Below are 11966 nucleotides of genomic sequence, written 5' to 3' on the forward strand. Positions count from 1 at the left end.
GGGCGGGTCACGCGCCGCCGACGGCTTCCGCGCTCGCCGGACACAGGCGGTAGGTGCGCGGCCGGCGCAGCCGGGTACGGCGGACGAGTTCCCGGTGGACCGCCGCGCCGAGGACCGCTCCGACGACCGGTGCCAGCAGGTAGACGGCCAGGTCGTGGTGGTTGCCCGAGAGGACCGCGGGCCCGATCTGCCGGGCCGGGTTGGTCGAACCCCCGCTGCGCGGGCCGAGGATCGCGATGATCGCCGCGGTCAGCATCGCCAGGACGGCGGGCAGCCACGCGTCGTACGTCGGATTGGCCAGGAAGAACCCGATCACCAGGGTGAGCAGGAACAGGCAGCCGATCTCCGTGGCGGCGACGGCCGGCGTGCCCCAGCCCGGAGCCGGCTGTACGACGGCGTAGTCGGCCGGAGGGTCGCTCGCGGGCGCACCCCACATCAGGGCGGCCAGCGCCGTCCCCGCGAGCGAACCGGCGGCCTGCGCGCCGACGTACGGCAGGACGCAACGGCCGGGGAAGGCACCCATGAGCCACAGCCCGACGGAGACGGCCGGATTCATGTGCGCGCCGGAACGCCGCCCCCACGGGCTGCGGATCAGCAGGAGCGCGAGCGCCCCCACCACCGCGCCGACAGCGGCGAGGGCGAGGTGGAGGCCGCTCACGGCCAGCGCCGAAGAGGGCACGACCAACAGGCGTACCGCGCTGACGACGCCGAACAGCAGCACGGTCACCAGCGCGAACTCGTACAGCGCGTACCAGCTGCTCGCCTCCGGTGGAGCAGGAGGGCGCGGCACGTCACCCGACCGACTCACCGTGGAACTCAGAACATGGTGTTGTCGTTGGCGCTGTTCTCGGGCACTTCCTGGATCACGTCCCAGTGCTCGACGATCCTGCCGTCGGCGACGCGCCAGAAGTCCGCGACGGCCATGCCGCGGTCGCCGGGCTTGAGGTGCAGGTTGCTGTGGGTGACCACGAGGTCCCCTTCGGCGATCGTGCGCTTGATGTCCAGGCGCAGGTCGGGGAACTGGCCGCGCAGCCAGTGGACGTAGCCGACGAAGGCGTCGGGGCCGTCCTGTGCCTCCGGGTTGTGCTGGGTGTAGCTCTCACCGAGGTGGGCGGCAGCGGCCTGCTCCGGCTGGTAGTCGTTGAACGCCTGCTCGTAGAACGCGACGACGAGCGCCTTGTTGTCGGCTGCGGACATGGGGATCTCCTGGTTTGTGCGGGCGGGGTGCGGGAGGGCTTCAGTCGGTCATGGCCTCGCGGACGAGGGCGGTGTCCACGAACTGTTCGAAGCGGACGACGAGTCCGCCGCGGACGACGAAGTGGTGGGCGACGCGGACGTCGATGTTCTTGCCGGTGGCCTTGTGGGTCGCGGTGTAGCGGGCCAGGACGACGACGTTCTCGCCGTCGACGACGTAGGTGTCGTCGTGGGCGGTCCAGCCGTCCCAGTCCTGGCCGAGCTTCTCCATGACGTGGGAGGTCACGCCCTCGGGGGTGCGGTAGGTGCCGGCCAGCGGGAAGCCGGCCATCTCGGTCCACTCCACGTCCGGGGCGAGGGTGGCGCGCAGGGCGTCCAGGTCACCCGCGGCCGAGGCCAGGTACTGCCGGCGTACGACGTCGGCGGGCGCGGAGGAGGTGGCGAAGTCGGACATGCCGGTCAGCCCCACGTCATCTCGCCCTTGGCGACCTTCGCACCGATCTGCGCGGCGATCAGCATGCCGTTGTCCGGGTAGCGCTTGACCAGCGCCTCGGTGAGCGCGGCCCCGTCCGCGGCCTTGCCCAGCTCCTCCTCGAAGGCGAGGAGGTAGTCGCGGGTGGCGGTGATCGCGGAGGCGTCGGCGGCGGTGCCGGGCAGCCGGTGGCCGGGGACGACCAGCTCCGGGTCGAGGGCGGCCATGCCGTCGAGCAGGTCGATCCAGGCGGCGCGGTCACCGGGGGTGGGGGTGTCGGCGACCCAGACGTGCTCCTGCTGGAAGAGCAGGACGCCGCCGAGGAGGGCGCGGTGTCCGGCCTGCCACAGGTAGTGGCGGTCGGGCAGTCCGGCCGGGCCGCCCCGGAGCTCGAAGGTGTGGCCCTCCAGGGTGAGGTCGCCGGTGAGCGGGGTCAGGTCGACCAGCCGGGTGGGGAGGTTGGGGCCCAGGGCCGCCCAGGCCTTGAGCTTGCCCTCGTAGGAGTGCGCGATGTGCTCGATGACGATCGGGGTGGCGACGAAGACGGCGTCGGGGAAGGCGTCGGCGACGACCTCGGCACCGAAGTAGAAGTCGGGGTCGCCGTGGCTGACGAAGACGGTGGTCAGCTTCTTGCCCGAGTCGAGGACCTCGGCGACCAGGCGGTGACCGTCGGCACGGGTGAAGCCGGCGTCCACCAGCAGCGCCTCCGACTCACCGGTGACGAGGGTGGCCGTCTTGTTCTTGCTGCCGGCCGGGAAGTCCAGATCGAGGACCTTGAAGGAGAGGGTGCTCATGGGATGACTCCTGCACGCGATCGCGGGGGACATGGAGGACGTCTCGCACGGAGCCGAACGGGTAGATCGGCGTGCCTGATGCGGACGGCAATGTCTGCGGAGACAGTATCTGAGGGTTCAAATATGTGCCCGCCGGGACGAGGGGAATCGCATTTTTTTGGGGGGATGTTTAGTCTGCGGCCGGCACCCTCGCGACGACCGCCCATCAGCGGCGGACCACGCCCGCCCGGCCCACCCGGTCACCCACCCGGTCACCCACCCGGTCACCCACCCGGCCTGCCCACCCGGCCCGGCCACCCGGCCCCTCGCCCCGCCCTCGCGTCCCGCCCGCGCCGCCGCCCGACACATCGCGGCAACGACTTCGCCACGAGCCATTGACAGTGACTTCGACGACCAGGCACCCTCATCTCCACACGGTTGGCTAAACGATTAGGCAACCCGTAATCAACCGGAATCAACCACCTTGGGGCAGGGGTCATGGCGCGCCGGATCGGGATCAAGGACGTGGCCGCGGCGGCAGGTGTGTCGACCGCGACCGTGTCGCACGTCCTGAACCGGGTCGAGGGCAAGCGGATCAGCGAGGAGACGCGGCAGCGCGTCTGGAAGGCCGCCGACGACCTCGGGTACGCGCCGAACGGACTGGCCCGCGGGCTGAGGACGCAGCGGTCGCAGACCATCGGCTTCGTCAGCGACCAGATCGCCACCACCCCGCACGCGGGCCGCATGATCCTGGGAGCCCAGGAGGCCGCGGCCGCCGAGGGCCTGGTGCTTCTGCTGGTCAACACCAGCGGCGACGCCGAACTGGAGCGCACGAGCATCGAGATGCTGCTCCAGCGGCAGGTGGACGGTGTGGTGTACGCGGCCATGTACCACCGCGTCGTGGAACTGCCGGAGGCTCTGCGTACGACGCCCACCGTCCTGCTCGACGCGGCCTCGGCCGACCCCGCGGTGCCCTCCGTGGTGCCCGACGAGGTCCAGGGCGGTTACGCCGCGGTGCGCGAGCTGACCGATCACGGCCACCGCCGGATCGGTGTGACCGTACAGACGGTCGACCTGCCCGCCCGCAACGGCCGACTGGAGGGCTACCGCAAGGCGCTGGCCGAGATCGGCGTCGCCTACGACCCCTCGCTGGTCGCGGCCGAGACGGCGGTGCCGTTCAACACGGTCGGCGGTGACGTGGAGACGGGCTACCGGGCCGCGCGGCGCCTGCTGACGGCGGACCGGCCTCCCACGGCCCTGTTCTGCTTCAACGACCGGATGGCCGCCGGTGCCTACCGGGCCGCCGCGGAGCTGGGGCTGTCCGTCCCCCGCGACCTGTCGGTCGTCGGGTTCGACAACCAGGAGCTGGTCTGCGAGTCGGTTCACCCGCAGCTGAGCACGGTTCAGCTCCCGCACTACGAGATGGGGGCACGGGCCGTGGCCCAGTTGCTCGCGCTCACCAAGTCTCCGGGCCGGCCACCGGGCCCGGACCTGCACGAGAAGCTGCCTTGCCCGCTGGTGGCGCGGGCATCGGTCGCTCCGCCGTCCCGACTCTGACCCCGGGACGACGGAGCAACACCGTGACAGGCGACCGTCGCAACCGGTCGTCGGTCCTGTCAGTTCACGCAACACAGTGAGGGTACACAGATGTCCCCCGAGTCTTTCGGCGAGCGGCCGAGTCGGCCCGTCCGCCCCCTGTCCGACAGCGCCTCGGAGTACTGAGCCGCGCCCTTCCCGCCGACCAGGGGTCGGCGCTCGCCACGGCCTTTCCCGCGCCCCGTCGCCGGCAACACGCGATCCGTCCCGCCCCGTGAGGAGGGCGGGCGGCGGGCGCCGAGGGAAGGCGTCCTCACCGGGTTGCGCGGGGCGTTCGTGGCCGGCCGGGTCCGGTCACCCACGCCCTCGCATGCTCCGCCGCACCCATCGAAAGGCACGCGTGTGTCCACCGCGCCCTGCGATCCGTACCGGCCCGTCGCCCATCTGCGACCGCCCCGGAACTGGATCAACGACCCCAACGGGCTGGTCTTCCATGACGGCCACTATCACGTCTTCTACCAGTACAACCCCTCCGGCGCGACGCACGCGAACATGCACTGGGGCCACTTCCGCAGTCCCGACCTGCTGAGCTGGGAGCCCCTGCCGGTCGCCCTGTCCCCGGCCCCGGGAGGCGTGGACGCCGACGGCTGCTTCTCCGGCAACGCCGTCTCCGACGGCGACCGTCTGGTCGCCTTCTACTCCGCGAACCGCTGGGACCGCTCACCCCAGCACCAGCCGGTCACCACCGCCGCCTCCCACGACGGCGGCCGGACCTTCACCCCGCGGGGCGACCTGGCCATCCCCACCTGGCCCGAGGACTGCACCATGTACCGCGACCCGTACGTGTGGCGGGACGGCGAGCGGTGGCGGATGCTGGTCGGCGCCGCCCTCGCCGACGGCCGGGGCGCGGCCCTGCTCTACGAGTCGGCGGACCTGGAAACCTGGACCTACCGGGGCCCCTTCGCAGGCCGCGGGCAGACACCGGTCGGCGGCACCGGTCTGCACACCGGCGAGGGCTGGGAATGCCCGCAGTACCTGCCGCCGCGGCCGGGGCACCCCGGGGCCCTCATCTTCAGTGCCTGGAACGACCACGACGGCGACCGCTGTGTCACCGCCCTGATCGGCGAGGAACACGGCGACGCCTTCGAGGCCGGCCCGCCCGTGCTCGTCGACCACGGCCCGGACTGCTACGCGCCCGCCCTGCTGCGCGCACCCGGCGGCCGATGGCTGCTGTGGGGCTGGTCCGCGGAAGCCCGCGAGGAGAGCTGGGCGGTCGCCGACGGATGGGCGGGCACCCTGACCCTGCCCCGCGAGATCTCCGTGGGCGCCGACGGCACACTGCACCAGCGTCCCGCCGCCGAACTCCTCGCCCTGCGCGGCGGGCACACGCTGCACGCGGAGGGCGAGGCGCACGGCGCCCGGCCGGTGGAACTGGGCGGCGTGGGCCGCGCCTTCGACCTGACGGCCCGGCTGGAGACGACCGGGACGGCAGGCCTGCGGCTGCTCACCGGTACCGGGGCCGCCGAGTACCTCGACATCCGCCTCGACGCCGCCGCGGGCGAACTGGTCGTCGACCGCGACCACGCCTCGCCGGACAGCCGCGCCCGCGGCGGTTCCTACCGGATGCCGTGCCCCACGGGGCATCCGGTCGAGCTGCGGCTGGTGGTCGACCACTCCCTCGCCGAGGTCTTCCTGACCACCACCGGCCAGGTGCTCACCCTGCGCTTCTACCCGACGGGCGACGGCCCCTGGCGCCTTGCCGCCCACGCCGCGCCGGACACCCGCCTGAGCTACACGGTCGACGCCTGGCAGCTGCTGCCGCTCACGGTCAAGGAGCAGAGCGCCGCCCCCGGCCTGCCGCACGGCCAGGTCCCCCTGACGGAGTCGTCGGCCTCGTCGTCGTAGAGCGCGTGCCGATCCGGAGACCCCCCACACCCGCGCATCACCCGTCCACCACCCACCCGCACCCCGCACCTCCCACCACCGACCTCACCACCCACCGTCACCCTCACCCGCCCCCGCAGCTCCCCCCACCGATCTCACCATCCACCCACACCACCCACCCACACCCGCCCACCCACACCCGCGCACCCCACACCGGAGGCATCCCGCATGAACCCCGGCACCACAAGATCATCCCGCCGTACGGCGGCCACGGCCCTGGCCCTCGCCCTGCCCCTGGCCTCACTGGCCGCCTGCGGCTCCGGCGGCGGCACCGGCACCTCCGCCGAGCAGGGCAGCGGCACGGGCACCATCACCGTCTGGGCCCACCAGGGCCAGGCGAGCGAGGCCGCCGCCGTGCAGAACGCCGTGCGGACGTTCAACTCCGCGCAGAAGAAGGTCAAGGTCAAGCTGACCCTGATCCCCGACACCGACTACACCAAGACCATCACCGCCACCGACGCCTCCAAGCTGCCGGACGTGATGGAGTTCGACGGCCCGACCATGGCGAACTTCGTCTACAACAACAAGCTCGCCGCGATCGACGACTACGTCTCCGTCAAGACCCTGGCCAACGCCACCGAGGCCATCAAGGCCGAGGGCGAGATCAACGGCAAGCAGTACGGCCTGGGCATGTACGACTCGGGGCTGGGCGTCTACGGCAACAAGAAGCTGCTGGACGCCGCCGGCATCACGTACCCGACCGGGCTGTCCGACGCCTGGACCGCGGCGGAGTTCACCGACGCCGTCAAGAAGCTGGCCGCCAAGGACTCCGACGGCAAGAGCCTGGACCTCCAGGAAAGCGGCGGGTACGCCAACGAGTGGGGCACCTACGGCTTCGCGCCCCTCGTCTGGTCGGCCGGCGGCTCCCTGCTGCGGAACGGGAAGGCCGAAGGCGCCCTGGACACCCCGGCCGTGGCCTCGGCGCTGAAGACGTTCCAGTCCTGGAAGCGGTACACCGACCCCAACACCGACGGCAACGCCTTCGCCCAGGGCCGCGTCGCCCTCAGCTGGGTCGGCCACTGGATGTACCCCGCCTACAGCAAGGCCCTCGGCAAGGACCTCGTCGTCCTGCCCCTGCCCGACTTCGGCAACGGTCCCAAGACCGGCCAGGGCTCCTGGGAATGGGGCATCGGCGCGCACACCAAGAACGGCAAGGCCGCCGGCGCCTTCCTCGACTCCCTCCTCGACGACACCAACGTCACCGCGATGACCACGGCCAACGGCGCCCCTCCCGGCACCAGGTCCGCACTCGCCAAGAGCGAGCTGTACCGGCGGGGCGGCCCGCTCCAGCTCTTCGCCGACCAGCTCGCCAAGCCCTGCGGTGCCACCACCGTCGACACCTCCTGCGTCGCCGTGACCCGGCCGATCACCGCCGGGTACCCCACGGTCACCGCCAAGTTCAGCCAGGCACTCAGCGACGTCTACGGCGGTGCCGACCCGAAGACCGCCCTGGCCAAGGCCGCCCGCGCCATCGACCAGGACTTCTCGGACAACGACGGCTACGAGCTGCCGTAGCCGGCATCCAGCAGCCGGGAGGGACGGACCCACTCTGACAGCGCCCGTCCCTCCCGGCCCGGAGGAGGACCTCTACCGTGACCATCGTGAACCCCGCCCCCGCCCCACCGGACGGGAGCAAGCCCGGCCCCTCGGCGCCCTCCGGCACTCCCCCGCGGTCCCGGCGCCAGGCCCGCGCGTGGGTGCCCGGACTGCTGATGTCCGCCCCCGCGCTGGGCGGGCTGATCGCCTTCGTCGGCGTGCCGTTCGTCTACGCCGTCGTACTGTCCTTCTACAACGTGCGGCTCGGCTCCCCGCTGCCGCCCCGCTTCTTCGGCATCGAGCAGTACCGGCGCATCTTCACCGACCCCGACCTGTCCGGCCCCTTCCTGCGGGCCCTGCTGAACAACCTGACCTTCGCCGTGGTCGTGGTACCGCTGCAGACCGGCCTCGCGCTCGGCCTGGCGATCCTGCTGAACCGCAAGCTCAAGGCGATCGGCGTCTACCGGTCCCTGTTCTTCCTGCCGGTGGTCTTCCCCATGGCCCTGGTCGCGGTCATCTGGCGGCTCATCCTGGCCCGCAGCGGGGACGGCCTGCTCAACTCCGCGCTGCACGCGGTGAGTTTCGGCAACTGGGGCGCCTTCGACTGGCTCGGCGACAGTCTGACCGCGATGGCGTCGATCATCGTGCTGTCCGTGTGGCAGGGCGTCGGCTTCCAGATGGTCATCCTGCTCGCCGGCCTCCAGCAGATCCCCGGCGAGCTCTACGAGGCCGCCGAACTCGACCGCGCTTCGCGCCGGCAGCAGTTCCGCCACGTCACCCTGCCCGGCATCCGCTCCACCCTCACCTTCGTCGCCCTGCTCACCTCCGTCCTCTCCTTCCGCGTCTTCGACCAGGTCTACGTGCTGGTCAAGGGCGGCGGACTCGACGAGGACGCCACCCGCACCGTGATGTACCAGGCCGTCACCACCGCCTTCGACCAGAACAACATCGGCCAGGCGTCCGCGATCACCGTCGTCTTCTTCCTGATCGTCGTCGCCCTGACCCTCATCCAGCGCCGCGTCGTCCGCCCCGGCACCGAGGACTGACCATGACCCGCTCACCCCTGCGCCGCTTCCTCGACCACGCCGTCCTCGGCGCGCTGGCGTTCCTCTTCGTCCTGCCCGTCCTCTACCTGGTCATGGGCAGCTTCAAGCCGTCCGACCAGGTGCTCAGCGGCCTGACCGGCTTCCTCCCCACCCATCTGTCCCTCGACAACTACCGCGCCGTCCTCAGCAGCTTCGACTCCGACGCCACCGGCTACTTCTGGCGCTTCATGGGCGTCTCGATCCTGCTGTCCACCGTCGTCGTCCTCGGCGGACTGATCGTCAACTCCATGGCCGCCTACGGCCTCACCCGGCTGAAGTGGCGCGGCCAGGGCGTCGTCTTCACCGTCGTGCTGCTGCTGATGCTCGTGCCGTTCGAAGCGGTCGCCGTCCCGCTGTTCTACCTGTTCAACAACGAGCGCAACACCCTCTACATCCAGGCCGTCCCCTTCATCGCCAACGCCTTCTCCGTCTACCAGTTCGCCACCTTCTTCCGCGCCGTCCCGCCCAGCATCGAGGAAGCCGCCCGTATCGACGGCGCCGGCCCCTGGCGCACCTTCTTCGCCATCGTCGTCCCGATGTCGAAGCCGGTCTTCGCGTCCGTCGCGATCCTGACCTTCCTCACCCAGTGGGGCTCCTTCCTGTGGCCTGTCCTGATGGTCTCCGACCCGGCCGTGCGCCCGCTGCCCCTGGAGATGAGTGTCTTCCAGGGCCAGATGCCCGTCGACTGGGGCCAGGTCCTCGCCTTCGGCGTCCTGCTCGTCCTGCCGGTCCTGGTCGTCTTCGCGTTCTTCCAGCGGTGGTTCGTCCAAGGTGTCGCCGGCTCCGCCGTCAAGGGCTGACCCCGCACACGCCCGCCGGCCGGACGGGGACGAACGCCACGACCCGCCCCACCTGCTGTCGGCTCGTTGGCGGCCCGCCCCAGCGGCCTGCCCCTGCGGCGCGCGGCCAACGGCAGCGTCACCGTCCGGACGTTCTCCCTTGCCGTGCGTCCGCTGCGGATACGGTGGCCCCCATGCGCGATCACGAAGCCGCCCCCGGCCTCCCGGAGCGGCGACTGAGCACCAAGGAGGCCGCCGATCTGCTCGGCGTGAAGCCCGAGACCGTGTACGCGTACGTGAGCCGCGGTCAGCTCAGCAGCAGACGCACACCCGGCGGCCGGGGCAGCACCTTCGACGCCACGGAGGTCGAGGCGCTCGCGCGGCGCAACAGGCGGCCGGGCGAAGGAAGTCCGGGCGCGAGCGGCGAGCTGTCCGTGCGGACCCGGCTCACGTTCATCGACAAGGACCGGTACTACTACCGCGGCGTCGACGCGACCGAACTGGCCGCGCGGCACCCTTACGAAGAGGTCGCCGAGTGGCTGTGGACCGGCCGCCCGCACCCCGGCACCGTCTTCACGGCCCCCGCCGCCTCCGTCGAGGCGGCCCGCCGCGCGGTCGACGCGCTGCCGGGACACAGCGGCCCCACCGACCGGTTGCGGGTGGCGGCCGTCGCCGCGGCGGTCGCCGATCCGCTGCGGTTCGACCTCACCGAGACGGCCGTGCTCGGCACCGCGCGCATCCTGATCCCCACCCTGGTCGCCGCCCTCCCGCCCGCGCGGCCCACCCACCGCGACGAGGGTTCCCTGGCCCGGCGCCTGTGGGCACGGCTGACCGGGCGGCGCGTCGACGAGGCGCAGCTGCGCGTCCTGGACACCGCCCTCGGTCTGCTCGTCGACCACGACCTGGCGGCCTCGACACTCGCGGTGCGGGTCGCCGCCTCGGCCCGCGCGCATCCCTACGCGGCCGTCTCGGCCGGCCTCGGGGTCATCGAAGGGCCTCTGCACGGCGCCGCGAGCGGCCTCGCGCACCGGCTGCTGGAGGAGGTCCTCGATGTCGGCGACGCGGGGCCGGTGATCGCCCAGGAGCTGCGGGCCGGCCGCCGTGTCCCCGGTCTGGGCCACCGGCTCTACCCCGGCGAGGACCCACGCGCGCGTGCCCTGTTCGCCCTCCTGGAGGAGATTCCGGATGCGGCACCCGCCCTCGCGGCGGCACGCGACATCGTGAGCACGATCGCGCGCCACACCCCGTTGCACGCCAACGTCGACCTCGCGCTCGGTGTCCTCACCGCCTCCTTCGGCATGGAGCCCGCCGCGGGCGAGACGATCTTCGCGGTGGCGCGGACGGCGGGCTGGATCGCCCACGCCCTGGAGGAGTACGGCGAACGGCCCCTGCGGATGCGCCCGAGCGGGCAGTACGTGGGAGCGAAGCCGCCCCAGCACCTTCCCTAGGACCGGGGGACCTGGGGAAGGGCGCCGCCCGTCCCGGGGCGAGGGCTTCGCGCCGGGGCCCTGCCCGCGCAGTCCACGACGATTCACAGGCGCCGTGGGAGGTACGGCGCGCCAAGTCAGGTTAGGCTCACCTCTGTGAGTACGTGTGCGACCGACTCGCGGACCCTCGGCGAGCCCATGCCCGGAACCGCGGCCACCGCCTCGACCTGGCTCCTGCTGGAGCAGGCCGGTCCGTGGGGTGCCAAGGCGCTCACCTCGAGCCACCTGGACCCCGTACTGGGCCGTGCCCTGGAAGCGGCCGCCGAGGACACGGGCGTGCGGATCGCGCTCATCCGCCGCCCGGGCCGGCACGCCGACCCCGGCATGCCGCCGCCCGTACGGCACGTGTACGCGGCCCACACCGCGCCGGGGAACGTCTGGCTGCGCGCCGCCACGACCACCGACCCCGCGCGGCTGCTCGACGTCGACTTCGCCGCGCTCGGCCGGGGCGACCACCGCGGCTTCGACACCGCGCTGCGCGGCGGCGCGCACACCGGTGATCCGCTCGCCCTCGTCTGCACCAACGGCAAGCGGGACCGCTGCTGCGCCCTGCTGGGCCGCCCGCTCGCGGCCGAGCTGGCCGCCTCGGGCGTACCGGGGGTGTGGGAGGTCACTCATCTGGGCGGTCACCGGTTCTCCCCGACGGTCCTCGTCCTGCCGCACGGCTACGTGTACGGCCGCGCCGAGGCCCACACCGTCAAGGAGGCCCTGCGCGGCGTCCGGGAGGGGCGGGTCGTCCTGGACGGCTGCCGCGGGCGTTCCGCCTGGGAGCGGCCCGGACAGGCCGCGGAGCTGGCCGTGCGCCGGGCGACCGGCGAGGACCGCGCCGAGGCGCTCGACGTCGTCCTCACCACCGGCGAGGCGCCCCGCTGGGAGGTGACCGTCGCGCACGCCGACGGGCGCCACTGGCGGGTCGTGGTGGCCCGGGGCGCGTCCGAGCCGCCCCGCGCCGACAGCTGCGGGGCGTCGGTCCTCGGTTCACCGGCGCGGATGGACGTCGTGGCGGTGCGCGAACTGGTGGTGGCGGGGGTCGGCTGACCGGGCCGTGTCCACGGTTGGTCCCAGGCCTCGCGGGGCCGAGGCCGAACCGTTTCTTCTTGAGCTGATCAAGAGCTGGTCAAGAGATCCACACCACACACCCCTACGGCTGCACCGCCCCG

At 72.4% G+C, this 11966-nt stretch carries 11 protein-coding genes; 7 read left to right on the top strand and 4 right to left on the bottom strand.

Features of this window, described 5'->3' with window-relative positions:
* Positions 1 to 7: 7 nt before the first annotated feature.
* The 4 genes from U5640_RS10085 to U5640_RS10100 are packed head-to-tail and all read right to left on the bottom strand — an operon-like array spanning position 8 to position 2460.
* Positions 8 to 790 (bottom strand): aquaporin, encoded by a 783-nt coding sequence (locus U5640_RS10085; protein ID WP_340375458.1) that lies wholly within the window; start codon positions 788 to 790, stop codon positions 8 to 10.
* 26 nt (positions 791 to 816) lie between these two features.
* Positions 817 to 1197, bottom strand: a complete 381-nt coding sequence (locus U5640_RS10090) for a nuclear transport factor 2 family protein (protein WP_340375459.1) — start codon at positions 1195 to 1197, stop codon at positions 817 to 819.
* A gap of 40 nt (positions 1198 to 1237) precedes the next feature.
* A complete protein-coding gene (locus U5640_RS10095; RefSeq protein ID WP_340375460.1) occupies positions 1238 to 1648 on the bottom strand; it encodes a nuclear transport factor 2 family protein in 411 nt (136 codons plus the stop codon).
* 5 nt (positions 1649 to 1653) lie between these two features.
* Positions 1654 to 2460 carry an MBL fold metallo-hydrolase gene (locus U5640_RS10100; RefSeq protein WP_340375461.1) on the bottom strand — a complete coding sequence of 269 codons (807 nt, stop codon included), beginning with the start codon at positions 2458 to 2460 and terminating at the stop codon, positions 1654 to 1656.
* Positions 2461 to 2937: 477 nt separating this feature from the next.
* Here U5640_RS10100 and U5640_RS10105 point away from each other — a divergent pair, with 477 nt between their 5' ends.
* The 7 genes from U5640_RS10105 (at position 2938) to U5640_RS10135 (ending at position 11844) form a co-directional block, all read left to right on the top strand.
* A complete protein-coding gene (locus U5640_RS10105) occupies positions 2938 to 3996 on the top strand; it encodes a LacI family DNA-binding transcriptional regulator (RefSeq protein ID WP_340375462.1) in 1059 nt (352 codons plus the stop codon).
* Positions 3997 to 4377: 381 nt separating this feature from the next.
* Positions 4378 to 5880, top strand: a complete 1503-nt coding sequence (locus U5640_RS10110) for a glycoside hydrolase family 32 protein (protein WP_340375463.1) — start codon at positions 4378 to 4380, stop codon at positions 5878 to 5880.
* A gap of 207 nt (positions 5881 to 6087) precedes the next feature.
* Positions 6088 to 7434: a sugar ABC transporter substrate-binding protein gene (locus tag U5640_RS10115; protein WP_340375464.1), complete on the top strand. Its 1347-nt coding sequence runs from the start codon at positions 6088 to 6090 to the stop codon at positions 7432 to 7434.
* A 77-nt stretch (positions 7435 to 7511) separates the two neighbouring features.
* The gene (locus U5640_RS10120) at positions 7512 to 8501 is read left to right on the top strand and encodes a sugar ABC transporter permease (RefSeq protein ID WP_340375465.1); all 990 of its coding nucleotides are present in this window, start codon (positions 7512 to 7514) and stop codon (positions 8499 to 8501) included.
* Positions 8502 to 8503: 2 nt separating this feature from the next.
* Complete coding sequence (locus tag U5640_RS10125) at positions 8504 to 9340, top strand: carbohydrate ABC transporter permease (protein WP_340375466.1); 837 nt, start codon at positions 8504 to 8506, stop codon at positions 9338 to 9340.
* A 173-nt stretch (positions 9341 to 9513) separates the two neighbouring features.
* Positions 9514 to 10767, top strand: a complete 1254-nt coding sequence (locus tag U5640_RS10130; RefSeq protein ID WP_340375467.1) for a citrate synthase — start codon at positions 9514 to 9516, stop codon at positions 10765 to 10767.
* 135 nt (positions 10768 to 10902) lie between these two features.
* Positions 10903 to 11844, top strand: coding sequence for a sucrase ferredoxin (locus tag U5640_RS10135; protein ID WP_340375468.1), 942 nt, complete (start codon positions 10903 to 10905; stop codon positions 11842 to 11844).
* The last annotated feature ends 122 nt before the right edge of the window (positions 11845 to 11966 follow it).

The sequence above is a fragment of the Streptomyces sp. SS7 genome (genome assembly GCF_037993025.1).
In the GTDB taxonomy this organism is placed as follows: domain Bacteria; phylum Actinomycetota; class Actinomycetes; order Streptomycetales; family Streptomycetaceae; genus Streptomyces.

What these genes read in the sequence shown, in the direction of transcription:
- U5640_RS10090 (WP_340375459.1), bottom strand. Translation starts at nt 1,197, where the DNA reads ATGTCCGCAGCCGACAACAAGGCGCTCGTCGTCGCGTTCTACGAGCAG.
- U5640_RS10095 (WP_340375460.1), bottom strand. Translation starts at nt 1,648, where the DNA reads ATGTCCGACTTCGCCACCTCCTCCGCGCCCGCCGACGTCGTACGCCGG.
- U5640_RS10100 (WP_340375461.1), bottom strand. Translation starts at nt 2,460, where the DNA reads ATGAGCACCCTCTCCTTCAAGGTCCTCGATCTGGACTTCCCGGCCGGC.
- U5640_RS10105 (WP_340375462.1), top strand. Translation starts at nt 2,938, where the DNA reads ATGGCGCGCCGGATCGGGATCAAGGACGTGGCCGCGGCGGCAGGTGTG.
- U5640_RS10115 (WP_340375464.1), top strand. Translation starts at nt 6,088, where the DNA reads ATGAACCCCGGCACCACAAGATCATCCCGCCGTACGGCGGCCACGGCC.
- U5640_RS10125 (WP_340375466.1), top strand. Translation starts at nt 8,504, where the DNA reads ATGACCCGCTCACCCCTGCGCCGCTTCCTCGACCACGCCGTCCTCGGC.
- U5640_RS10130 (WP_340375467.1), top strand. Translation starts at nt 9,514, where the DNA reads ATGCGCGATCACGAAGCCGCCCCCGGCCTCCCGGAGCGGCGACTGAGC.